Below are 23,422 nucleotides of genomic sequence, written 5' to 3'. Positions count from 1 at the left end.
TTGACTACTCGAATCTCAATGCGACGATGGGGTCGAGCCCGGCAGCGCGGCGCGCCGGCATGTAGCCGAAGACGATGCCGATCAGCGCGGAAAAGAAGAATGCCAACAGGTTGATGCCGGGATTGAAGAGGAAGGGCATGTGCATCAACGCCGTCAACGCCAGGCAGACGACGAGCGAGAGCGCGATGCCGATCAGTCCGCCGAGCGCCGAGAGGACGACGGCTTCGATCAGGAATTGCAGCAGCACCTCGTGTTCGAGCGCGCCGATGGCGAGGCGGATGCCGATCTCGCGGGTGCGCTCGGTCACCGAGACGAGCATGATGTTCATGATGCCGATGCCGCCGACCAGCAGACTGACGGCAGCGACGGCGCCGAGCAGGCCGGTCATCGTGCGGATCGTGCCCGAAAGCGTTTCGGCGATCTGCTTGGTGTCCATGACATGGAAATCGTCGTCCATATGCTCGGCGAGTTTGCGCCGCTCGCGCATCAGGCGCCGGATCTGCTCCATCACCGGGTCGGCGCTGACGCCGTCGCGCAAGGACAGCATCAGCATCGAGACATCGGTGACGTTGCCGATCAGCCGCCGCTGCGCGGTGCGCACCGGCATCAGCACAATGTCATCCTGATCCTGGCCCATCGCGCCTTGTCCCTTGGCGCGCAGGAGGCCGATGACCTGGCAGCTGAAATTCTTGACGCGCAGTTCGTTGCCGATCGGCGAGACGTTGCCGAACAGCTGCTTGCGGACGGTATTGCCGAGAATGCAGACGGCCTTGCCGGCGCTCTCCTCGTCGTCCTCGAAGCTGCGGCCGGCGGCCAGCGTCCAGTTACCGGTGGTGAGGTAGGCATTGGTGGTGCCGTTCACCTGCGATTGCCAGTTCTGGTTGCCGGCAACCAGCGTGACCTTGCTACCGACCACCGGCGCGACCGCGCGCAGGCTCGGGATCTGGCTTTCGATCGCATCGACGTCGCTGAGCTTGAAATTCTGCGCACCGGCGCTGTCGCGGCCCGGGCCGAGTTGCTGGCCGGGCCGCAGGATCAGCAGGTTGCTGCCGAGGCTGGAGATCTGGTCGGAAACCATGCGGGTGGCGCCGTTGCCGAGCGTCACCATGGTGATGACCGCGGCAACGCCGATGACGACGCCGAGGACGGTCAGGAAGGAGCGCATCAGGTTGCGCCGGATCGCGCGCAGCGCGAGCAGCAGGGCGTTGAGCAGCATCTGCGTCATGCGCGCTCCTTTTCGTGATCGCTGGCGACCAGGCCGTCGCTGAAACGGATGATGCGGTCGGCATAGTCGGCCATCTCCGGTTCGTGCGTGACCATGACGATGGTGATGCCCTGTTGGCGGTTGAGTGTGACAAGCAGTTCCATGATCTCGTGGCCGCGCTGGCTGTCGAGGTTGCCGGTCGGTTCGTCGGCGAGCAGGAGCAAGGGGCGGGTGACGATGGCGCGGGCGATGGCGACGCGCTGTTGTTGGCCACCCGAAAGCTCGGCCGGCGTGTGGTGTTCCCAGCCGGTCAGGCCGACGTGGGCCAGCGCCTCGCGCGCCGCGGCGTGACGCTGGGCGGTTTCGGCGCCGCGATAGAGCAGCGGCAACTCGACGTTTTCCTGCGCCGAGGTGCGGGCGAGCAGGTTGAAACCCTGAAAGACGAAACCGAGGCAGTGGCGGCGCAGCAGCGCCCGTTGTTGCCGGTCGAGCGTGTCGACGCCGATGTCGCGGAAGCGGTAGCTGCCGCTGCTCGGGCCATCGAGGCAGCCGAGCAGGTTGAGCGCCGTCGACTTGCCCGATCCGCTCGGTCCCATGATGGCGACGAACTGGCCGGCCGGAATGTCGAGGTCGATGCCTTTCAGTGCCTGGAAAGCGGCGACGCCGTTGCCATAAGTCTTGGTGATGCCGCGCAGGCGGATCAATGGCGAATCGCTCACCGCGGCGCTTCCTGATAGTCGACGATGATCGCCATGCCGTCCTTCAACTCGCCCCCGGTGATCTCGGTCTGGCGGCCGTTGCTGGCGCCGGTTTGGACGGCGATGGCGACAGGGCGTCCATCTTGCAACGTCCATACCTGTTTGGCATCGGTCGTGCTGCTTGCCGGGGTGGTCTTCCTCGGTTGCGGTGGACGCGGCAGCAAGCGCGAGAGGAAACTGCCGGACGGCGCTTCACCGGCGATATCGGGCGGCGTAAAGCGCAGCGCCGCGTTGGGGACGAGCAGCACATCGTCGCGCTGCGCGGTGACGATGCGCGCCGTCGCCGTCATGCCGGGGCGGAGCGCCAGATCGTCGTTGGCAACACTGAGTACGGTCTTGTAGGTGACGACGTTGTCGGTCGTCGTCGAGCCGAGGCCGACACGCTGGAGCGTCGCCGGGAACTTGCGACCGGGCCAGGCGGAGACAGTGAAGTTGGCCGACTGGCCGAGCTTGACGCTGCCAACGTCGGCTTCGTCGACTTTGACCTGCAACTCCATCTTGGTCAGGTCTTCGGCGATCGTGAACAGCACCGGCGTCGTCATCGCAGCGACGATCGTCTGGCCGGGTTCGACCTTGCGTGTCAGCACGACACCGTCGGTCTGGGCGCGGATGACGGCCTTGTCGATATTGGTCTCGTCGGTCTTCAGCGCTGCCCGTGCCTGGGTGACCGTGGCCTTGGCGCTGGCGACGTTGGCGACGGCGCGCTGGTAGGTGGCTTCGGCGGTTTCCAGCTCGGTCTTCGAAGGCACCTTGCCGCCCGAGAGTTCGGCAACATGGCGCAAGCGGCCGAGGCTGGCGCGCGCTTCGGCGACGGTGGCTTCGGCCTGCAGCACACCGGCTTCGGCGGCGGCGACGGCGGCCGCCGATTTGGCGACGGCGTCGCGCAGTTTCGAGGTGTCGAGTCGGGCGACGACCTGTCCCTTGCGGACATGGTCGTTTTCGTTGGCCAGCACCGCTTCGAGCGTTCCCGAGAGTTCGCAGCCGACGTCGACCGAGCGTGTCGGTTGCAGGGTACCGCTGGCCGAGATCGTGACGACGAGTTTGCCGCGGCTGGCCGCTTCGGTCCGGTAGCGTCCGCCGTGATCACTCGATCCGCCGGGGAGTGCGACCAGTAGAACGAGTGCGGCGATGGCGAGACCGCCGCCAATGAGCAGCGGTTTCGATCGAAGGAATCGGCGCCAGCCGGTGGGCGCGCGGAGACGGTCGGCATTGAAATCGGGAAGGTTCATATCGGGTTGCTTCATGAGGGTCTGTCGCTGCTGTCCTGGCTGGTTTGCCAGCCGCCGCCAAGCGCCTTGTAGAGTTGGACGACGGCGTTCAGGAGATCTGCTTCGGCGGAAGCGAGGCTGTCTTCGGCGCTCAGGCGGGTGCGTTCGGTCTCGAGTACTTTCTGGAAATCGGCGATGCCGGCTTGGTACTGCGTGCGCGCCAACTGGGCGGCTTTTCCGGCCGCGTCGGCCGCCTGGCGGCGGGCATCGACGCGCGTGCGCCCGACGCGGTAGGACGTCAGCGCGTTTTCGACGTCTTCAAGTGCGGTCAGCAGGCTTTTTTCCCAAGCGATCAGCGCCTGTTCTTCGACGGCGCGTTGCGCGGCGAGACGGCTGCGGATGCGGCCGCCGTCGAACAGATTGCCGGCGAGGCTGGCGGCCAGCGAGCGCACGGCGCTGGTGCCGCCGGTCAGTGCGTCGATGCCGGTTGCCTGCCAGCCGAACGATCCGCTCAAGCTCAGGCTTGGCAATCGGTCGGCTTCGCGTTGCATGCTGCGGGCGATCTCGGCCTTGAGCGTCAGTTCGGCGGCCTGGACGTCGGGACGTTGGCGCAGAGTGTCGGTCGGAATGCCAACGGCAATGTCCGTCGGCACCTCCGGCAATGCCGCCGGTATCGCCAGGCGCTGGCGCAAGGTTGCCGGCGGCTGGCCGGTGAGCAGCGCCAACCGGTGCTCGGCGCCGGCGCGGCTGCTTTCTAGACTGGGGATCGTCGCCCGCGTCTGGGCGAGATTGGTGCGCGCCTGTTCGACGTCGAGCGCCGTGACGAGGCCGGCCATTTCCCGCCAGACGGCGATCTGCAGCGTTTCGTCCTGGCTGATGACGTTGGCTTGGGCGATGGCGAGGCGGCGTTGGCTGGCGCGTAGCGTGACGTACTGCGTGGCGACTTCGGCCGCGAGCGATACCTGTGTTGCGGCGAGACTGGCTGCCATGGCATCGGCATCGGCTCGGGCGCCGGCGGCAGCGTCGCGCAGACCGCCGAAAATCGACGGTTCCCAACTCGCGTCGAAGCCAGCGGCATGAAGCGTTTGCGGGGTGCCGCTGCCGCCGGCGGCGAGCCCGGTCAGTGCGCGCGTTGACGACGCCGAGGCATCGAGCGAGGGCGCCAGGTTGGCAACGGCAAGCGCCTGGGCCGCGCGCGACTGGCGCAATTTCGCCTGGGCGCTGCGAATATCCGGGGCATTGTTCAGGGCGGTGGCGACCAGCGTGTCGAGTGTCGGGTCGGCCAGTCGCGTCCACCAGCGGGCGAGTTCGTCCGGAGCCAGGGCTGCGCTGGTTGGCGTCGGAGCGTCCCAGCGTACCGGGATCGCAATCGTCGTGTCCGAGCGGGTCTTGTCGAAACGTTGTTCGAGTGAAGCGCAACCGCCGAGCAGGCTGAGCAGCATCAGCGGGAGCAGGAAACGGGAAGAATGCATCGATACGCGTTTTGGATTTCGGGAAAAAAAGCGGCCCGGACACGCCGGGCCGAAAAGTGCGCCTAGTTGGCGCGGGGAGAAACGTTGTCAGGTGCCGGGCGCGCATCGCCCGGTAGTCCGCCGCGCTGCGGACGATGATGCCATTCGGATGCGGTACGGCCACGTGTCATGCGTTCGGCGCCGGCCTTGAAGAAAAGCCGTGCCTTTTCTTTCTGCTCGGGGTTGAGCTTGTCATAGACCGCGAGCCAGCGGTCGCGGACGGCCGTGCGCTGCTTCTGCCCTTCGGCTTTCAGATCGTCCATGCGCTTGACGATGGCGCGCAGGTCGGCGCCTGGCTGCGCCAGCGCGGCCTGGATTTCCTCGTGCTGTTTGCGGAATGCGTCGCGGCCGTTGGCGAAGCTGTCCTTGGCGAATTTTTCGGCATCCTGCCAGGCGGCTTCCTGCGCGGCGTCGAGCTTGAGATCGTCGTGCAGGCGTTGCATGGCGCGACCGCCATGGGCAAAGCCGGCATGCATGCCGTGCATCTGCATGCCCGGACTTCCGGCCTCGCCGCGCGGCATGGCGAACGCGCCGGCAGCGACGCCGAGCGAAAGCGTCAGCGCGGCGATCAGAAAGCGGGGGGAATGCTTATGAATTTTCATTGCGGTACTCCTTGATGATGAATGGAACATTCGCTTGTCCTGCGGCGTCCGGTAAGGAGCCTTGCGGCCTGAAGCGATGTCGCCATTGTCTGTGCTAGCGCGTTGCAAAGAATTTCGCGCTCGGGATGGCCGGTTTCAAATTGTTTCGGCGTGCTTTCGCGCGCATCCGGCTGACATAGAATGGTAGCCAGAGAATTTGCCTCTCGGTGTAAATCCATGAAAAAGATCCTGCTTGTCGACGACGATCCAGAATTACGGCAGCTATTGGCGACCTATCTCGGACGTCATGGGCTCGACGTGTTGCTGCTGCCAGACACCCGTCAGCTCGATGCCTATCTCGAACGCTATCAGCCGCACCTGCTGGTCCTTGACCTGATGATGCCCGGCGAGGACGGCCTGGCGGCATGCCGGCGCTTACGCGGGCGTGGCGAGACGGTCCCGATCATCATGCTGACCGCGCGCGACGAACCGGTCGATCGTGTCGTCGGGCTCGAAATGGGGGCAGACGACTATGTCGGCAAGCCTTTCGATCCGCGCGAACTGGTCGCGCGCATCGAGGCCGTGCTGCGCCGCGGGGCGCAACCGGCTGCGGCGCCGCAGACGCAAGGCGGCGTGTATCGGTTCGGCGACTGGGCTTTCGATCGCGCCACCCGGCGACTCGAACGTCATGGCGAGGAGATGGTGCTGACGAGCGGCGAGTTCGCGCTGCTCAATGCCTTGGTCAACAACGCCGGGCGGCCGATGAAACGCGAGCGTTTGCTCGAAATGACACGGGGCGACGACTCGGAATCCTTCGATCGGGCGATCGATGTGCAGATCCACCGCCTGCGCCGCCTGATCGAGGTGGATCCGACGCAGCCGCGCTTCCTGCAGACCGTTTGGGGGGTCGGCTACGTGTTCGTGCCCGACGGTGCGACGAAGGCGGAGTCGAAGGGATGAAACTGCCCCGGCTCTGGCCTTTCTCACTGGCGAAGCTGACCGTCCTGCTGGTCGTCATTGTCGTCGCGGTGGCCGAGATCACTACCTTCTCGGTTGTTTTTCACGACGGTCGCGAATCGCATCTTCGGCAGACAGGCCAGCATATCGCCGGCCAGATCCGTTTGCTGCAGACGATCCTGCCCGGCCTTGACGAGCGCGCGCGGCGCAAGCTCGAGCAGACCGATCCAGGTGGCCCCTGGTTGCAACTGCGACCGGATGGTCGGGATGTGCCGGAGCGAACGCCCAATTTCGGTTTTGCCGGACGGCTCGGTATCGAGCTCGGCCGCAGTCTGGGCGAGCCGGTGGTGTTGCGAAACGAGGGCCAGGGCCGTCGCAGCAGCCTCTGGATCGGCTTTGATGTGACGGGCGAGCGCTGGTGGCTGGTGTTGCCGCCGCCGCGTTTCGAGCCGCGCGGCATGCCGCTCGAACAATGGTTCTGGCTCGGCGGCGCCTTGTTGGCGCTGATCGTGGTCGCTGGCGTGTTCGTGCGCGGCATCGTCCGGCCGCTACGCCGTCTTGGCGAGGCCGTCGTCGCGACCGGCGACGGGCGGGCGCGACCGGTGCTGCCCGAGGGACCGATGGAAGTGCGTCAACTCGCCGAACAGCATAACCGGATGGTGTCGCAACTGGCGCAAGCCGACGCCGAGCGGCGCGAGATGCTGGCCGGCCTGACGCACGATCTGCGGGCGCCGCTGGCGCGCTTGCGCGTGCGCCTGGCCTTGCTCGAGAACGATGCCGAACGTGCGGGCCTTGAACGCGATGGCGAGGACATGGAGCGCATCGTCGGCCAGTGCCTATCGTTCCTGCGTAGCGAGGCTGACGAGGCGTCGCCGGTTGCGCCGCTGTGCCTGGCCGACGCCGTCAGCGACGAGGTGGCCCGCCAGCGCGAACTCGGCCGGCCGGTCGACATGACCGTGGTACCGGCGGCGGTGGCGTGTCACGTTGCCGTCGCGCATGGCGATTTGCAGCGGGTACTCGACAACCTGATCGGCAACGCGTTGCAGTATGGCGCTCCGCCGGTCGAGATCGCCGTGTCGGCGCCGGAGCCGGCGTCGGTTCTGCTGACGGTACGCGATCACGGTCCGGGGATTCCGCCGGCGCAGCGTGCGCGTGTCTTCGAGGCCTTCGTTCAGGGTGAGCCGGCGCGCGCGACGCGCGGCAGCTGCGGCCTCGGCTTGGCCATCGTGCGCCGGATCGTCGTCCGCTGCGGCGGCAGTGTGCGCTTGTCGGAGGCCGATGGCGGCGGTCTTGCCGTCGAGATGAGCCTGCCGTGCGTGGCGATGCCAGCGTCCCCGGGCGTCGTTGCAGATTCGGCGTGATCGGCCTAAAATGGTTAGCTATATCGTTTTAGCTAACATGCTCCGGCGCATTCCTGCCGGAGGTCTGGGAGGAGAGCGCAGATGAGCCGCCAACGTATTGAAGGCATTGTTCCCGTCATGATCACGCCGTTTAACGAGAGCGGCGAGATCGATTATGCCGGGCTCGAACGTTTGATCGAGTGGTATATCGAGAAGGGTTCCGACGCGCTGTTTGCCGTCTGCCAATCGAGTGAAATGATGTTTCTCTCGGTCGACGAGCGTCGGGCGCTGGGCCGTTTCGTCGTCAAGCAGGTCGCCGGCCGTGTGCCGGTCGTCGTCTCCGGACATGTCAGCGATGATCCCTACAGTCAGCTCGAGGAGTTGCAGGCCGCCGTCGACACCGGTGCCGACGGTATCGTGCTGGTGACCAATCACCTCGATCCGAAACAGCGCGGTACGGCGCCTTTCCTTGGCAACCTCCAGTGGCTGCTCGATCGCTTGCCGGCTGATATGCCGCTCGGATTGTACGAGTGTCCGGCACCCTACCGCCGTCTGCTGACCGATGAGGAACTGCGCTTCTGCATCGACAGTGGGCGTTTCGTGTTGCTCAAGGACGTTTCCTGCGATCTCGAGACGGTCAAGCGGCGCGTGGCGATGACGGCCGGGACGCCGTTTGCGATCCTCAATGCCAATGCGGCGATCGCCTACGATGCGATGAAGGCGGGCTCGCGCGGCTTCAACGGCGTCTTCACGAATTTCCATCCCGACCTGTACAAATGGCTGTACACGCAAGGCGCACAACACCCGGCGCTGGCGGCAGAACTCGCCAATTTCCTCGTGTTGGCCGCGTTGGCCGAGCCCTTCGGCTACCCGGTACTGGCCAAGATGTACCACCAGCGTATCGGGACCTTTGCGTCGATCAAGAGTCGGACGATCACCTTCGACGTGCGCGAGCGCTTCTGGGCGCTCGATGCCATCCTCGACAAGATCGTCGAAGGCACCGAGATGATGCGCGCCCGGATCGCGGCGCTCTGACGCAGGCGGCGCGCGCCGCCGCTGAAAAACAAAGCCCCGGAGCGATTGCCCCGGGGCTTTTTACGTTAACAGACCGGTACCGGACCGACGTGCCAGATCTGTTCGGCATATTGCCGGATGGTTCTGTCGCTCGAGAACTTGCCCATGCCGGCGACATTGAGGATGGACTTCTGCAGCCATTCTTCGGGTCGGCAGTAGAGCGCATCGACACGTTCCTGGCAGGCGACGTAGGAGGCATAGTCGGCGAGCAGCAGGTAGTGGTCGCCGTGGCAGAGCAGGGCGTCGACAATCGACTGGAAGCGGTCCGGTTCATCGGGCGAGAAATAGCCGGAGGCGATCATGTCAAGCACCTGCCGCAGTTCGGTGTTGCCGTGGTAGTAATCCCACGGGTTGTAGCCGCTGGCGCGCAGGCGGGCGACTTCGTCGGCCGTCAGTCCGAAGAGGAAGAAGTTCTCCTCGCCGACTTCTTCCATGATCTCGATGTTGGCGCCGTCGAGCGTGCCGATGGTCAGCGCGCCGTTGAGTGAAAGCTTCATGTTGCCGGTGCCGGATGCCTCGGTGCCGGCCGTCGAAATCTGCTCGGAAAGATCGGCCGCCGGAACGATGCGTTCGGCATTGGAGACGTTGTAGTTCGGAATGAACAGCAGCTTCAGGCGGTCGCCGATCAGCGGGTCGTTATTGACGATCTCGGCAACGTTGTTGATCAGGCGGATGATGCGCTTGGCCATGACGTAGCCGGGCGCGGCCTTGCCACCGATGATGACGGTGCGCGGTGCGGTGTTCGGATGCGTGCCTTGGCGGATGCGGTTGTACAGCGTGATGACATGCAGCACGTTGAGCAGTTGCCGTTTGTATTCGTGGATGCGCTTGATCTGGATGTCGAACAGCGAATCCGGATTGACGCGGATGTGCAGCGTTTCCTCGATCATCGCGGCGAGCCGTTCCTTGTTGGCCCGTTTGACCGCGCCGAATGCCTTGCGGAAAGCCGCGTCCTTGGCCAGTGCGCGGAGTTTCTGCAGCTCGTCGAGGTTGCGAATCCAGCCGGTGCCGATGTTCGCGCTGATCAACTCGGCCAGCGCCGGATTTGCCTGGTTGAGCCAGCGTCGCGGCGTGATGCCGTTCGTCATGTTGAGAATCTTGCCCGGCCAGAGTCGGTTGAAGTCGGAGAAGATCGTGCTCTTCATCAATTCGGTATGCAGTTGTGCAACGCCGTTGACCGTGTGGCTGCCGACAATCGCCAGGTGCGCCATGCGGATGCGGCGGTCGCCGTTTTCGTCGATCAGCGACATGCGCCGCAGCAGTTCGTTGTCGCCGGGGAAGGTGTGCATGACCTGACGAAGGAACTGGAAGTTGATCGCGTAGATGATTTCCAGGTGGCGCGGCAGAATCGCCTCGAACAGCGAAACCTTCCACGTCTCCAGCGCTTCCGGCATCAAGGTGTGGTTCGTATAGGAGAAGGTCCGCGTCGTCAGGTTCCAGGCGTGGTCCCAGCCGAGGCCGTGGATGTCGACGAGCAGGCGCATCAGTTCGGCGATGCTGATCGCCGGGTGGGTGTCGTTGAGCTGAATCGCCACCTTGTTCGGTAGTTCGTCCCAGGTCGCGTGATGTTTCTTGTAACGGTAAAGGATGTCTTGCAGCGAGGCGCTGACGAAGAAGTATTGCTGCTTGAGGCGCAACTCCTTGCCCATCTCGGTCGAGTCGTTGGGATAGAGCACCTTGGAGAGGTTCTCCGAGGCGTTCTTGTCGGCCACCGCCTGGATGTAATCGCCTTGGTTGAAGTAGCGCAAATCGAAGTCGCGCGACGACTTGGCGGCCCATAGCCGCATGTTGTTGACCGTCTTGCCGCCGAATCCGGGAACTGGCGTGTCGTATGCCATGGCCATGATTTCCTCGGTATCCACCCAGTGATGGCGGAGCGTGCCGTCTTCGCTGGTGAATTGGACGACGCGGCCGTGGAACTTGACCGGGTACAGCACTTCCGGACGCGGGAATTCCCAGGGATTGCCGTAGCGCAACCAGTTGTCGGGATGCTCGACCTGCTGGCCGTCCTCGATCTTCTGATGGAACATGCCGTACTCATAGCGTATGCCGTAGCCGTAACACGGCAATTCCAATGTTGCCATCGAGTCGAGGAAGCAGGCGGCCAGGCGTCCGAGGCCGCCGTTGCCGAGGCCGGCATCGAATTCCATTTCGCTGACGGCTTCGATGTTCTGCCCGAGTTCGTGCAGCGCCTGCTTGAATTCGCCATGCAGTTCGAGATTGAGCGCAGCGTTGCTGAAGGTGCGGCCGACGAGGAATTCGAGCGACAGGTAGTAGACGCGCTTGGGATCGTCGCGATAGTACGTCTGCATCGTCTCCATCCAGCGCTCGGCCATCCGGTCGCGTGCTGTTCTCGCTGCGATCTCGTACCAGTCATGCGTCGTTGCGAGTGCCGAATACTTGCTGATCGAATAGGTCAGGTGCGCTTCCATCGAATTGAGGATCGCTTTGGTTTCCTGAACATCGGCTGCTGCCTTGCTCGACTTGGATGGCTGCTTCTTCATGGCGTTTTCTCCGTGTGTGCCAGGTCATTGGATACCGTTCCCACCCCGAGGGAACGCTCGTCCTCCCGAGCGCCTAGCATACTCTTGATGCGAACGGAATGTGGCAAAAATCTGGCGTGCGCTTGTCGCTGTCAGGGTGTCCAGAATGCGGCTGGCGGGCTATGATGGTCGTGTCCGTTCCGCTGTCGGGAGATCGCGATGAGCAACAAACACCTGCACCTGCTCCAAGCCATCTATCATGAGCCGCCCAGCGCCAACATCCATTGGCGCGAAATCGAATCATTGCTGTTGCATCTCGGCGCCAGCGTCGAATCGGCCCATGGTGCGCGCTTTCGCGTGTTGTTGAACCGGATGGAGTTGTTCGTCCATCAGCCGCACAACAATTCGACCTGCCCAAAGCAGGAAATCAAGCAGATCCGCGAATTCCTGGCGCGGGCCGGCGTGACGCTGTCGTCGTACGAAGCGCGGCAGAAAACGGCCTGATTCAGCGCTCCGGCGCGTGCGCGCAGCGGAAATGAAGAAAGGCGCATAGCGCGCCGACTGTCATGAACGCGCCCATGGCCGCGGCCAGCGAGTGCGTTGAAGACCAGGCGGCGGGTGCAGCGATACCGGCGACCAGGCTGTTCGACAAGGACTGCAGGAACATCTGGCAGGAGGCCGCCAGTCCGCGTTGTTTGGGGAACATGTCGAGGGCAAGCAGCGACATGCTTGGCATCGTCAGAGACATGCCAAGCGTATAGAACGGCATCGGCAGTACGCTCCACGGCAATCCTGGTGCGAGCAGGAAACTGATGCCCAGGTTGATGCTGACGGCGAACGCCATGATGGCGTAACCCAGGGCGATGGTGCGTTTGGGCGAAAGGTGGCCGGCAAGGCGGCCGGACAGCCAGGCGCCGCAGACCAAGCCGCACATCGCCGGGCCGAAGAGCCAGAGAAAACCGGTCTCGGGGACACCGAGGTGACGGATCAGGAAGGCCGGCGCCGACATGATGTAGATGAAGAATCCGCCGAAGTTGCAGGCGAGTGCGCAGGTGGCGAGCAGGAAGGCCGGCGAGGTCAGTGTTTTTGCATAGGCTTTGGCGAGATAGATCGGGTGCAGCGACCGGCGCTGAGCCAGCGGTAAAGTTTCCGGCAGTCGCCAGACGCAGGCAGCCCACAGTGCGCCACCCATGAGGGCGAGGAAGATGAAGATCGAGCGCCAGCCGAAGGTGCTCTGCAATTGACCGCCGATGACAGGGGCGACGGCCGGGGCGATGGCGAACATCATGGTGATGTGCGACATCAGTCGTTGCGCCGCGGGACCGACGAATATATCGCGAACGATGGCGCGGCTGACGACGACGCCGGCACAGGCGGAAAAGCCTTGCATGCCGCGCAGCAGCCAGAGATGTTCGATGCGCGTGGCAAACAGGCAGCCGACCGACGCGAGCACGAATACGACGAGTGAGAAAAGAATGACGTGTCGACGTCCGATGGCGTCGGAAATGGCGCCGTGCCAGAGCGACATCAGCGAAAACATGAAGAGATAGGCGGTCAGCGTCTGTTGCACCTCGATCGGCGAGGCACGAAACGCATCGCCGATGTCATGCAACGAGGGCAGGTAGGCATCGACGGAAAACGAGCCGACTGCAGCCAGTGCGGCCAGCAGGACGGCAATGCCGGCAGTCGATCGGCCGGCGGCGGGTGGGGTCATCAATCAGTCCTTTGCGAAGCGACGATAGTATACGGCTTCGGCGATATGCTCGGGGCGTAGCGTCCGACTGTCGGCGAGATCGGCAATCGTGCGCGCGACCTTGAGCACGCGGTGATATGCACGGGCCGAGAGGCCGAGGCGCACGATGGCTTGTTTCAGCAGGGCAAGACCTTCGGCATCAGGATGACAATAGCGTTCGATCTGGCTGACGGGGAGTTTGGCGTTGGTGCTGCCCTGACGCGCCTGCTGGCGTTCCCGCGCCTGGCAGATGCGCGCGCGTACCGTTGCCGATGACTCGCCGATCGGCAGTTGTTGCAGCGCATCCGCGGGAAGCGCCGGCACGTCGACGTGCAGGTCGATGCGATCGAGCAGCGGGCCCGAGATCCGGTTGCGGTAACGGAGCACCTGTTCCGCCGTGCAGCGGCATTTTCCGCCTGCGTCGCCATGATGGCCGCAGGGACAGGGATTCATCGCGGCAATCAGCTGGAAATGCGCCGGGAAAACCGACTGGCGGGCGGCGCGCGAGATATGGATGCGGCCGCTTTCGAGCGGTTCGCGCAGCGCCTCGAGGACTTGACGTTGGAATTCCGGCAGTTCATCCAGAAAAAGGACACCTTCATGGGCGAGCGAGATTTCGCCGGGACGCGGAACGCTGCCGCCGCCGACCAGAGCGACGGCCGATGCTGAGTGGTGTGGTGAACGAAAGGTCGGTTGCGAAAATCGTTCCGGTCGGAAAAGGCCGCACAGCGAAAGAATTGCCGCCGATTCGAGCGCTGCCCGGGGAGTCAGCGGCGGCAACAGTCCGGGGAGTCGCGCGGCAAGCATCGACTTCCCGCTACCCGGCGGTCCGGAGAACAGCAGCGAATGCCCGCCGCCGGCGGCTATTTCGAGTGCGCGCTTGGCCAGGCTCTGCCCTCGCACATCGGCAAGGTCGATATCGTCTGTCGCCGTGTTGTCGTCAAGCGGGGAGGCGGCGCACTGCGGCAGTTCCTGCCTTTTGCACAGGTGCGCGCAAATGTCGAGCAGCGAGCCGGCAGCGAACAGCGGTGCATCGGCGGCCGGCGCGGCTTCCTGTGCGCTTTCGGCCGGCAGGATGAAACGGCGGCCGGTCTTGCCGGCGGCGAGCACCATCGCCAAGGCGCCCCGGATGGGATGCAGCACGCCGGACAGCGAGAGTTCTCCGGCGAACTCGTAGTCGTCAAGGGCCGTCACGGGAATCTGACCGGAAGCGCCGAGAATCCCGAGCGCGATCGGCAGGTCGAAGCGGCCGGATTCCTTGGGCAGGTCGGCGGGGGCCAGATTGATGGTGATCCGTTTCGCCGGGAAGTCGAAGCCCGAATTCAGCAGTGCCGCGCGCACGCGGTCGCGGGCTTCCTTGACTTCGGTGTCGGGCAGTCCGACGACGGTGACGCTTGGTAACCCGTTGGCCAGGTGAACTTCGACGGCGACTTCGGGCGCGGAGAGACCGTCGAGTCCGCGACTATGAACAATGGCGAGCGACATGGTGGCGCCTCCAGACTAGGCAATCATTGATTGGAACCCCGGTGGCGTGGTGTTCCGAGGTGCGCGTTCAGAAGCGTCCGAAAGCGCGCCGCCTCGATCGATGCCGCGTCTCGTCAGGGCCGCTCAGCCTAGTCGCGAAGTGACCGTTTGGAATGGCACTTTTGCACATACTTTGACAAAAAATTGGCAAAAAACGGGGCGTATTCGTTTGGACGCGCTCTGTTATCCTGTATGCAAATGACAATTATTCTCATTGACGAGCGTGTTTTGCATGGATTAAAATGAGAATAATTCTCGTTTGCCAAGGAGTCTCGATCGAAGAGGCCCGGTAAGCGCGGCGTTCAATTGTTTTTCGAATTTCGGATTGAGGGAGCATTCTTTGAAGCATCAATATCGATCGGCCTCGTTGTTGACCGGGGTGTTGTGGGCGTGCACGGCGAGTGCGCAGGGCGTTGATTCGACGGCGGCGGAGTTGGCACCGGTGGTGGTCAATGCCAGTGCCGATGCTTCGGCGGCAGGTTTGGCGCCGGAGTATGCCGGCGGACAGGTGGCGCGAGGGGCGCGAATCGGTCTCCTCGGTAATCAGGACATCATGGAAACGCCGTTCGTCAGCACGGCCTATACGCAGGAATTCATCCAGAACCAGCAGGCGCGCAGCGTCGCGGACGTCGTCCAGAACGATCCGGCCGTGCGTAGTGCGCGCGGTTTCGGCAATTTCCAGGAACTGTATGTGGTGCGCGGCTTCCCGGTGTATTCGGATGATATGGCCTACAACGGCTTGTACGGATTGCTGCCCCGCCAGTACGTTGCCGCCGAACTGCTCGAGCGGGTCGAGATATTCCGCGGCGCCAATGCCTTCCTGAATGGCGCCGCGCCGGGGGGTAGCGGCATCGGTGGCGCCATCAACCTGGTGCCTAAACGTGCGCCCAACGAGCCTCTCACGCAGTTCACGACGGGAATCGAAAGCGGGGGGCAGCGCTATCTGGCTGCCGATCTGGCGCGTCGTGGTGGTCTGGACGACAGTACCGGTGTCCGCCTCAACGCCGTCCGGCGCGAAGGCGGTACCGCGGTCAGCGGCGAGAAGCGCGAACTCAGCCTGTTCTCGCTCGGACTCGACTATCGTAGTACCGACTGGCGTCTTTCGGCGGATGTCGGTTATCAGGACCACCATCTTGATCAGCCGCGCCCCAGCGTGACGCCGAGCGGCGGTATCCCGTCGGCCCCCGATGCGACGAAAAACTATGCGCAGCCCTGGACCTATTCCGACGAAAAGCAGACGTTCGGGACCGTGCGCGGCGAGGTCGATGTAAACGACCGGGTGACCGTGTGGGCGGCCGGCGGCATGCGCGTTGGCAAGGAGGCGAACGTGTTGGCCAATCCGACCGCGACTGCCGACGGCAAGACGACGACTTATCGCTTCGACAATGTGCGCGAAGACACCGTGCATACGGGGGAAATCGGCGTACGCACGAGCATGGAGTCGGGGCCGGTCAAGCACAAGCTCAGCGCGGTCGCCTCGGCGTATTCGCTGGATTCGCGCAACGCCTACGCATTTTCGAATTTTTCGGGGTTTTCCGGCAATCTCTATAGCCCGACGAGCGTCGCCGCGCCCGCGGCCGACTATTACACCGGCGGTGTCTTGAGTTCGCCCAAGACGACCGAGGAGACCCGCCTGTCGAGCGTGGCGCTTGCCGATACGCTGTCCTTCGCGGCCGACCGGGCGTTCCTGACGCTCGGTGCGCGTCATCAGACGATCGAGAGCAAGGGCTACAACTACGGTACCGGGGCGCAGGAGTCGGCGTACAAGAAGAGTCATGTGAGTCCGATGGCTGGCCTGGTCGTCAAGGTGGCCCCGCGTGTCTCGGTGTATGGCAACTACATAGAAGGGTTGGCCAAGGGCGATGTTGCGCCGGCGACTAGCGGCGGGCAGGCGGTCACCAACGCCGGTCAGGCGCTGGCGCCCTACGTGTCGAAGCAGAAGGAGATCGGCATCAAGTATGACGGCGGCCGGTTCGGCGGTTCGCTGAATGCTTTTCAGACGACCAAGCCGAGCGCCTTCGTCGTCAACCAGACCTTCACCGAGGCCGGCGAGCAGCGTAATCGCGGACTGGAACTCAGTCTGTTCGGCGAACCGGTGCGTGGTACCCGCTTGCTCGGCGGTGTGACGACGCTGGACGCCAGGCAGACGAAAACCGAAGGCGGCACACTTGACGGCAAAGAGGTCATCGGTGCTCCACGTCGCCAGGTCAACCTTGGCGGCGAGTGGGATCTGTCCGCTGTCCGTGGCCTGACGCTGACCGGGCGCGTCCTGCATACGTCGGCGCAATATGCCGATGCCGCCAATACGCTGACTTTGCCTTCGTGGTCGCGCTATGACGTCGGCGCACGTTACGTGACGCAGGTCGCCGGACAAGCCGTGACCGTGCGTCTGCGCGTCGATAACGTCACGAATCGCAGCTATTGGGCTTCGGTCGGTGGTTATCCGGGGGCCAATTACCTCGTTCTTGGGGCGCCGCGCACCTTCGTGTTGTCCGCGACCGTCGATTTGTGAGTCCGAGCGCTTCGATCGGTGCCGATACGTCGGCATTCGATCGATGGCGCAGAATTTCTGGGCGAAAAATGTTGATACGTCCCTGGCTCGTTCGCCTGCACCGCTATGTCGGCCTGGCGATCGCGCCCTTTCTTGTGGTGACCGGGCTGACGGGTGCGTTGATATCGTGGGATCACGAACTCGACGCCTGGCTCAATCCGCGGCTTCTGTCGGCGGTGACGCGTGGGCCGGAGATTCCTTCGCTCGCTTTGGCGGCGGCGATTGAGGCGCGCGATCCTCGCGTCCGGGTCACCTATGTACCGCTGTCGCGGGAACCCGGCGCGGCCCTGGCGTTCGGTGTCGAGCCGCGTATCGACCGGGCGACCGGAACCGCATTTGCCGTCAACTACAACCAGGTCTTCGTCGATCCCGTCAGCGGCGCGGAACTCGGTCGGCGGGAGTGGGGTGCCGTCTGGCCGATTACCCGGGAAACCGCGGTGTCTTTTCTCTACAAGTTGCATTTCAGCCTGCATGTGCCAGAAATCGCCGGCAACGATCGGTGGGGAATATGGTTGCTCGGCGGGGTGGCGCTGTTGTGGTTGTTCGATTGCCTGACGGCGCTGCTTCTGACCTTTCCGGCGCCCTTGGCCAAGAAAGCGACACAACCGGTTCGCGCTTGGTGGCGACGCTGGTCGGTGGCCTGGCAGATACGTCGCGGTAGCGCGCCGTATCGGTTCAATTACGATATCCACCGCGCGTTTGGGTTGTGGACCTGGGGTGTGTTGCTGGTGCTCGCCTTTACCGCGTTTTCGCTGAATCTCTACCGGGAAGTGTTCTATCCGCTCATGTCGACGGTGAGCGAGGTGACGCCGACGCCGTATGAAACGCGCGCCGAGGCGAGTCCTGGCAGCCCGTTCGAGCCGCGCATCGGATTTGCCGAGGCAATCGCCGCGGCGCAGGCCGACGCGCGTCGGCGCGGTTGGCACGAGCCGCCTGGAGGGGCGTTCTATTCATCACGCCATGATGTGTTCAGCGTGCAGTTTTTCCATCCCGGCGAAGGCCACGGCAGCGCTGGCGTCGGTCCGGCACAGCTGTTTGTCGACGCGGGGAATGGTGCACTGATTGGCGAACGCTTGCCTTGGCACGGCACGCTGGCCGACCGTTTCATGCAGGCGCAATTTCCGCTTCATTCCGGTCGCATTCTCGGTTTGCCCGGGCGTATCGCCGTGTCGATGATGGGTCTGGTGGTCGCCATGCTGTCGCTGACCGGCATCTATTTGTGGTGGAAGAAGCGGGACGGGCGACGCCGTTCGCAAGGCAGGAGAACGGCGTGAGCAAGACGAACGGGCAGCGCGACGCTATGTCGTATTCATTTTCCGCCAAAGGTCTTGGTGTTGTCGCGCTTGCTCACGTCGCGTTACTGCTCGGACTCGTCGCCACGCCCGCGCCCCGTCCAACACCGGTGCCGGCGTCCCTCATGGTGCATCTGGTGCAAACGCCGACGCCGACGATGCCGACGCGAGCGGCGGCGAAGCCGACTGTCGTCGAACGTCGTCACAAAACGCCGCAGCCCGTTCAGTCGGCGCCAACGCCGACACCGGCAAATACGACGGCGCCGATATCGCCCGCAGCTGCGTCGACGAATGCCCCGGCCGCGGCGCCCGCGCCTGCTGCCGCAGCAGCAGTGGCCGCGCCGGCGGTTGCCGAAAGCCTGCCGCGCTATGACGCCGACTATCTGCAGAATCCGGCGCCGGCTTACCCCGCGGCCGCACGCCGTCTCGGCGAAGAGGGCAAGGTCATGCTCCACGTTCGCGTCGATGCCGGCGGTCGGCCGGTTCAGATCGACATGCGAACGAGTAGCGGATCGTCGCGGCTCGACCGGGCCGCGGTGGATGCCGTACAGCGCTGGCGCTTCGTTGCCGCCCGGCGCGGCGAAACGGCCGTCGAGGCCTGGGTACTGGTTCCGATTATTTTCAACTTGAAACAATAGAGGTTGGCATGAACGACAGTTCGTTGGGGTTTCTCCACTTTCTCAATAATTCCGATGGCATTGCCAGGGCGGTGCTCTGTATGATGCTGTTCGCATCAATCGGCACCTGGTACCTGATCGTGGTGAAAGGCTTCGTGACACGCCGGATGACGCGCCGCAGCCGGGATTTTCTCGCCGTCTTCTGGGATGCGCCCAATCTTGAGGCAGTCGCAGCGCGCTTGCGCGAACGCGGCGCAAACGAACCTTTTGCGCATCTCGTGCATCACGGATTCACGGCCATCGAACAATGCCATCGTCGTGGCATGCCAGGGCGTGGTGAAGCATCGGCGCTGATCAATGCCGGTTCGGCCGACGACCTGCTCACGCGCGCGCTCAAGCGGGCGATCGACGAAGACCGGCAGCGCCTGGAGTTCGGTCAGACCTTTCTGGCGACGGTCGCATCGGCGACGCCCTTCGTCGGCCTGTTCGGCACTGTCTGGGGGATCTATCACGCGTTGCTCGCCATCGGCGCATCTGGCCAGGGGACGCTCGACAAAGTTGCGGGGCCGGTCGGCGAAGCGCTGATCATGACGGCGATCGGCCTGGCTGTCGCCATCCCCGCGGCGGTCGCCTACAACGCTTTCGCCCGGGCGAACCGTAATATTCTCGCGCAACTCAACGCCTTCGCTTATGACGTCTTTGCTTTCCTGGCGACGGGCGTCAAGACATCACCGATGCGGAACGACGCCCGGGCGACCAGCGAAAATGTCATTGCCATGGCCAGGACACAGACGCCGGGGTCGGGTGTGCTGATGTCGTCGAGCCATTGAGAGGGGGTCGGAATGGCCTTTGGTAGCCTCGAAAATAGTGGCGACGACGAGCCCTTGGCTGAGATCAACATGGTGCCGCTGATCGACGTGATGCTGGTGTTGCTGATCATCTTCATGGTGACCGCGCCCTTGCTCACGCACGCGGTCAAGGTCGATCTGCCGAAAGCGTCGTCAACACCGAATCAGCAGCGGAATACGCCGGTACAACTGACGATGGACGGCGAGCGCCGCCTCTTCTGGAACGGCGTCCCGGTGGATTCGGCACAACTGGCACAACGCCTGGAGAGCGTGGCGGCCGCCGAATCACAAACCGAAGTGCAACTCAGGATCGCGCGCACGGTTCCTTACGAGCATGTGGCGCAGCTGATGTCGGAAGCGGCGCGACGCGGCGTGACGCGCATTGGATTCGTCACCGAGCCCGAGTCGGGACGCTGAAAATGACCGGAGGAAGGCTTAGCGCGACGCGTTAGCGTCCGGCGGCGTTGTGTTTTCCATCCGGGCGACGCGCTCTTCAAGCGCGCTCAATTTTTCGCGCGTGCGTTGCAGCACCTGGGCCTGGATGTCGAATTCCTCGCGGGTGACGAGGTCCAGTCGGGAAAAGAAGCCGGAGAGCAGCGCCCGGACATTTTTCTCGATATCGGCGGCGGGTGTGGCTGCGGCGATGGTGCTCAGTTTGGCGCTGAGTTCCTCAAAAATTTTTGGGTCGAGCATGGTGGCCTCGGTGTCTGGATTTTTATGCAAGTCTAGCACAGCGGAATGGGGTGCTCGCCGGCACTGCCTTGGTGCAAACTCTGGATGAAATTGCGCCAGCGCTGTGCAATTCATTGCGACAGTTTTCTGTATGGTGTTGTAAGCATATAATTCATAAGTGATTTTTTATATGGCACGCCATGTGCTAATACGTCCTTGTCTCGCGTTTGTTTGTTCAACACCATTCAAGGAGTCATTCATGAAAAAGGTCCTGCTCGCAACCCTCCTGGCTTCGGCATTCTCGGTTCCTGCGCTCGCTCAAACAGCGGCAGCCCCGGAAGCCGCGCCCTCGCCGCTGACCGGCAACCTCGGCCTGTTCTCCAGCTACCGCTTCCGCGGCATCGACCAGACCTATGGCAAGCCCGCCTTGCAAGGGGGGGTTGATTACGCCCATCCAAGCGGTTTCTATGTCGGCAACTGGAACTCGAACGTCAGTTCGGGGGCGGGCTTTCCGGATGGAAATCTTGAGATGGATTTCTATGGTGGTTACAAAGCCAACGTTGGCGATCTGGGCCTCGATCTGGGCGCGATTCTGTACTACTACCCCGGTTCCGAAGCGAAGGTTCTCGGTACCGGCGCCCATTCGGGAGCGGTGACGAACAAGGAAGTCTATATCGGTGCGACGTGGAAGTTCCTGTCGCTGAAGTACAACTACGCGGTGGATGACTATTTCTCCTTGCGCGGCTGGGACAGCACCGGAGCCTCGACCGGCAAGACAACGCGCGGGTCTGGCTATCTGGATTTCACCGCCAACTATGATCTTGGTGATGGATGGGGTCTGGTCGGCCACTTCGGTCATCTGAATCTGAAGAATAGCTACAAGGGCAGCTACAGCGATTGGAAAGTCGGTGTGACCAAGGATTTGAGCGGCTGGGTCGTCGGCCTGTCGTACCTCGATACCAATGCCAATGGCAAGTGTTCGGGCGCCACCGGTTATCAGTTCTACTGCTTCAGCAGCATGAATACCGATAACGCCGGAACGCTCGGCACGAATACGGCCAAGACCAAGGACGCCGGTCGCGGGACTGCTCTGCTGTCCGTCAGCCGGACCTTCTAACGTCGGCAATAGGAGAATTCATCGTGAAAATGATTACAGCCATCATCAAGCCGTTCAAGCTTGATGAAGTCCGGGAGGCGCTGTCAGTGGTCGGCGTAAACGGGATTACCGTTACCGAAGTCAAGGGCTTTGGCCGCCAGAAAGGGCACACCGAGTTGTACCGCGGCGCCGAGTACGTCGTCGATTTTCTGCCCAAGGTGAAGGTCGAGGCGGCGATCGATGACGCGATTCTCGATCAGGCGATCGAGGCGATCGAGAAATCGGCGAATACCGGCAAGATCGGCGACGGCAAGATCTTCGTCTTCGATCTTGAGCAGGTTGTCCGCATCCGTACCGGCGAAACCGGTGAAGCCGCGCTGTAAGCCTATGTAAATCCAAGGAGTAAATCATGAAAAAACTACTTGCCGTGCTGGCTTTTGTCAGCGCGCTGGGACTCTTCACGTCCGCATTCGCGGCGGACACGGCGGCGCCGGCCGCCTCCGCTGTCGTCACGGCGACTGCAGCCGCCCCCGCGGCCGCTGCGGCTGCCCCGGCGCCCACCGTCAATAAGGGCGACAACGCCTGGGTGCTGGTCAGTGCGGCGCTTGTCATCCTGATGTCGATTCCGGGCCTGGCCCTGTTCTACGGTGGCCTCGTCCGTTCGAAGAACATGCTCTCGGTATTGATGCAGGTGTTCGTCACCTTCTCGCTGATCAGCGTCCTCTGGGTGGTGTACGGTTATTCGCTATCCTTTACCGAAGGCGGAAGTTTCCTCGGTACACTCGACAAGCTCTTCCTGAAAGGTGTCACCGTCGATTCGATCGCGGCGACCTTCACCAAGGGCGTCGGTATTTCCGAGTTGGCCTATGTCGTCTTCCAGGGCGCTTTCGCGGCAATTACCTGCGGTCTGATCGTCGGTGCCTTCGCTGAACGCGCGAAATTCTCTGCCGTGTTGGTGTTCATGGTGCTGTGGTTCACCTTCTCGTACTTGCCGATGGCGCATATGGTCTGGTACTGGGCGGGTCCTGATGCCTACATCGACGCGGCAGCCGGCGAAGCGGCGGGCAAAACGGCCGGCTTCCTCTTCCAGAAAGGCGCGCTCGATTTTGCTGGCGGTACGGTGGTGCACATCAATGCCGCAGTCGCCGGTCTGGTCGGTGCCTACCTGATGGGCAAGCGGATTGGTTATGGACGTGAGTCGATGGCGCCGCATGGCCTGACCTTCACGATGATCGGTGCATCGCTGCTCTGGTTCGGCTGGTTCGGTTTCAACGCCGGTTCGGCGCTCGAAGCTTCGGGCGGCGCGGCGCTGGCGATGGTCAATACCTGGGTGGCAACGGCGGCGGCGGCAATGTCCTGGATGCTGGCTGAATGGATGCTCAAGGGCAAACCCTCGATGCTGGGTGCTGCTTCCGGTGCCGTAGCCGGATTGGTTGCGATTACGCCTGCTGCCGGTTTCGTCGGCGTCGTTGGTGCCATCGTCATCGGTCTGCTGGCCGGGGTCGTCTGCCTCTGGGGTGTCAATGGTCTCAAGCGACTGCTCGGTGCCGACGATTCGCTCGACGTATTCGGTGTGCATGGCGTCGGCGGCATCCTTGGTTCGATCCTCACTGGCGTCTTCTGCGCGCCTTCTCTCGGCGGTACCGGCGTGTATGACTACGTTGCCAACGCTGTCGGCGAATACGACATGGTTGCGCAGGTGATCAGTCAGTTGTGGGGTGTCGGCACGGCGATCGTCTGGTCCGGCATTGTTTCCGTCGTTGCCTTCAAATTGGTGGATATGTTCATCGGCCTGCGCGTTCCCGAAGAAGAAGAGCGCGAAGGTCTCGACGTCACCTCGCACGGTGAATCGGCGTACAAGTTCTGACTCCTCTGTGCTGCAACTCTCTTTGGGCGCCCTTGTGGCGCCCTATTTTATTTTGTGTACCACTATTCCAACGGAATCGATCCTTGGCTATGATGCGTCTCTGAAAG

21 protein-coding genes are annotated in these 23,422 nt (G+C 63.1%); 12 read left to right on the top strand and 9 right to left on the bottom strand.

Going from position 1 to position 23,422, the window contains the following annotated elements; genetic code table 11:
* Positions 1-4: 4 nt before the first annotated feature.
* The 5 genes from BLR25_RS01330 to BLR25_RS01310 form a co-directional block, all read right to left on the bottom strand.
* Complete coding sequence (locus tag BLR25_RS01330) at positions 5-1,225, bottom strand: ABC transporter permease (RefSeq protein WP_245715443.1); 1,221 nt, start codon at positions 1,223-1,225, stop codon at positions 5-7.
* Complete coding sequence (locus BLR25_RS01325) at positions 1,222-1,923, bottom strand: ABC transporter ATP-binding protein (RefSeq protein WP_218122592.1); 702 nt, start codon at positions 1,921-1,923, stop codon at positions 1,222-1,224. The genes BLR25_RS01330 and BLR25_RS01325 overlap by 4 nt, the downstream gene beginning before the upstream one ends.
* Entirely contained in the window at positions 1,920-3,206 is a 1,287-nt protein-coding gene (locus BLR25_RS01320; RefSeq protein WP_091932262.1) for an efflux RND transporter periplasmic adaptor subunit, read from the bottom strand. The genes BLR25_RS01325 and BLR25_RS01320 overlap by 4 nt, the downstream gene beginning before the upstream one ends.
* Positions 3,203-4,642 (bottom strand): efflux transporter outer membrane subunit, encoded by a 1,440-nt coding sequence (locus tag BLR25_RS01315; protein WP_218122591.1) that lies wholly within the window; start codon positions 4,640-4,642, stop codon positions 3,203-3,205. Before BLR25_RS01315 ends, BLR25_RS01320 begins: the two co-directional genes overlap by 4 nt.
* 62 nt (positions 4,643-4,704) lie before the next feature.
* Positions 4,705-5,283 carry a Spy/CpxP family protein refolding chaperone gene (locus BLR25_RS01310; RefSeq protein WP_176785701.1) on the bottom strand — a complete coding sequence of 193 codons (579 nt, stop codon included), beginning with the start codon at positions 5,281-5,283 and terminating at the stop codon, positions 4,705-4,707.
* 216 nt (positions 5,284-5,499) lie between these two features.
* Here BLR25_RS01310 and BLR25_RS01305 point away from each other — a divergent pair, with 216 nt between their 5' ends.
* From BLR25_RS01305 to BLR25_RS01295, 3 genes are all read left to right on the top strand, one after another.
* Positions 5,500-6,222 carry a response regulator gene (locus tag BLR25_RS01305; RefSeq protein WP_176785700.1) on the top strand — a complete coding sequence of 241 codons (723 nt, stop codon included), beginning with the start codon at positions 5,500-5,502 and terminating at the stop codon, positions 6,220-6,222.
* Complete coding sequence (locus BLR25_RS01300) at positions 6,219-7,580, top strand: ATP-binding protein (protein WP_091932256.1); 1,362 nt, start codon at positions 6,219-6,221, stop codon at positions 7,578-7,580. The genes BLR25_RS01305 and BLR25_RS01300 overlap by 4 nt, the downstream gene beginning before the upstream one ends.
* Positions 7,581-7,661: 81 nt before the next feature.
* Positions 7,662-8,594: a dihydrodipicolinate synthase family protein gene (locus BLR25_RS01295; protein WP_091932254.1), complete on the top strand. Its 933-nt coding sequence runs from the start codon at positions 7,662-7,664 to the stop codon at positions 8,592-8,594.
* A 65-nt stretch (positions 8,595-8,659) separates the two neighbouring features.
* Here BLR25_RS01295 and BLR25_RS01290 read toward each other — a convergent pair whose 3' ends face one another.
* Positions 8,660-11,137 (bottom strand): glycogen/starch/alpha-glucan phosphorylase, encoded by a 2,478-nt coding sequence (locus BLR25_RS01290; RefSeq protein ID WP_091932252.1) that lies wholly within the window; start codon positions 11,135-11,137, stop codon positions 8,660-8,662.
* 198 nt (positions 11,138-11,335) lie between these two features.
* Between BLR25_RS01290 and BLR25_RS01285 the strand changes: the two genes are divergently transcribed.
* Positions 11,336-11,620 carry a type II toxin-antitoxin system HicA family toxin gene (locus BLR25_RS01285; RefSeq protein WP_091932250.1) on the top strand — a complete coding sequence of 95 codons (285 nt, stop codon included), beginning with the start codon at positions 11,336-11,338 and terminating at the stop codon, positions 11,618-11,620.
* Between the two features lies 1 nt (position 11,621).
* Here the strand turns inward: BLR25_RS01285 and BLR25_RS01280 are convergent, their stop codons facing one another.
* Together BLR25_RS01280 and BLR25_RS01275 are read right to left on the bottom strand one after the other, a co-directional pair.
* A complete protein-coding gene (locus BLR25_RS01280; RefSeq protein WP_091932248.1) occupies positions 11,622-12,830 on the bottom strand; it encodes a multidrug effflux MFS transporter in 1,209 nt (402 codons plus the stop codon).
* Positions 12,831-12,833: 3 nt separating this feature from the next.
* A complete protein-coding gene (locus tag BLR25_RS01275; protein WP_091932246.1) occupies positions 12,834-14,333 on the bottom strand; it encodes a YifB family Mg chelatase-like AAA ATPase in 1,500 nt (499 codons plus the stop codon).
* A gap of 379 nt (positions 14,334-14,712) precedes the next feature.
* Here BLR25_RS01275 and BLR25_RS01270 point away from each other — a divergent pair, with 379 nt between their 5' ends.
* The 5 genes from BLR25_RS01270 (at position 14,713) to BLR25_RS01250 (ending at position 20,097) form a co-directional block, all read left to right on the top strand.
* Complete coding sequence (locus BLR25_RS01270) at positions 14,713-16,884, top strand: TonB-dependent receptor (RefSeq protein ID WP_176785699.1); 2,172 nt, start codon at positions 14,713-14,715, stop codon at positions 16,882-16,884.
* Positions 16,885-16,952: 68 nt separating this feature from the next.
* A complete protein-coding gene (locus BLR25_RS01265; protein ID WP_091932242.1) occupies positions 16,953-18,197 on the top strand; it encodes a PepSY-associated TM helix domain-containing protein in 1,245 nt (414 codons plus the stop codon).
* Positions 18,194-18,853, top strand: coding sequence for an energy transducer TonB (locus tag BLR25_RS01260; protein ID WP_245715442.1), 660 nt, complete (start codon positions 18,194-18,196; stop codon positions 18,851-18,853). Before BLR25_RS01265 ends, BLR25_RS01260 begins: the two co-directional genes overlap by 4 nt.
* Positions 18,854-18,861: 8 nt before the next feature.
* Complete coding sequence (locus BLR25_RS01255; protein WP_091932240.1) at positions 18,862-19,662, top strand: MotA/TolQ/ExbB proton channel family protein; 801 nt, start codon at positions 18,862-18,864, stop codon at positions 19,660-19,662.
* A 12-nt stretch (positions 19,663-19,674) separates the two neighbouring features.
* Positions 19,675-20,097: an ExbD/TolR family protein gene (locus BLR25_RS01250; RefSeq protein WP_091932238.1), complete on the top strand. Its 423-nt coding sequence runs from the start codon at positions 19,675-19,677 to the stop codon at positions 20,095-20,097.
* An 18-nt stretch (positions 20,098-20,115) separates the two neighbouring features.
* Here BLR25_RS01250 and BLR25_RS01245 read toward each other — a convergent pair whose 3' ends face one another.
* Positions 20,116-20,373: an accessory factor UbiK family protein gene (locus tag BLR25_RS01245; protein ID WP_091932236.1), complete on the bottom strand. Its 258-nt coding sequence runs from the start codon at positions 20,371-20,373 to the stop codon at positions 20,116-20,118.
* 238 nt (positions 20,374-20,611) lie between these two features.
* On the opposite strand from BLR25_RS01245, the gene BLR25_RS01240 reads away from it, so the two are divergent.
* From BLR25_RS01240 to BLR25_RS01230, 3 genes are read left to right on the top strand one after another with little or no spacing between them, the layout of a single operon-like run.
* Positions 20,612-21,469 carry a TorF family putative porin gene (locus tag BLR25_RS01240; protein ID WP_091932234.1) on the top strand — a complete coding sequence of 286 codons (858 nt, stop codon included), beginning with the start codon at positions 20,612-20,614 and terminating at the stop codon, positions 21,467-21,469.
* 23 nt (positions 21,470-21,492) lie between these two features.
* The gene (gene glnK, locus BLR25_RS01235) at positions 21,493-21,831 is read left to right on the top strand and encodes a P-II family nitrogen regulator (protein WP_091932231.1); all 339 of its coding nucleotides are present in this window, start codon (positions 21,493-21,495) and stop codon (positions 21,829-21,831) included.
* 26 nt (positions 21,832-21,857) lie between these two features.
* Positions 21,858-23,315 carry an ammonium transporter gene (locus BLR25_RS01230; RefSeq protein ID WP_091932229.1) on the top strand — a complete coding sequence of 486 codons (1,458 nt, stop codon included), beginning with the start codon at positions 21,858-21,860 and terminating at the stop codon, positions 23,313-23,315.
* Positions 23,316-23,422: the final 107 nt, after the last annotated feature.

The organism is Propionivibrio dicarboxylicus (assembly GCF_900099695.1).
GTDB lineage: Bacteria > Pseudomonadota > Gammaproteobacteria > Burkholderiales > Rhodocyclaceae > Propionivibrio > Propionivibrio dicarboxylicus.
The sequence above is the reverse complement of the archived record's forward strand: the minus strand, read 5'-3'. Positions and strand labels throughout refer to the sequence as shown.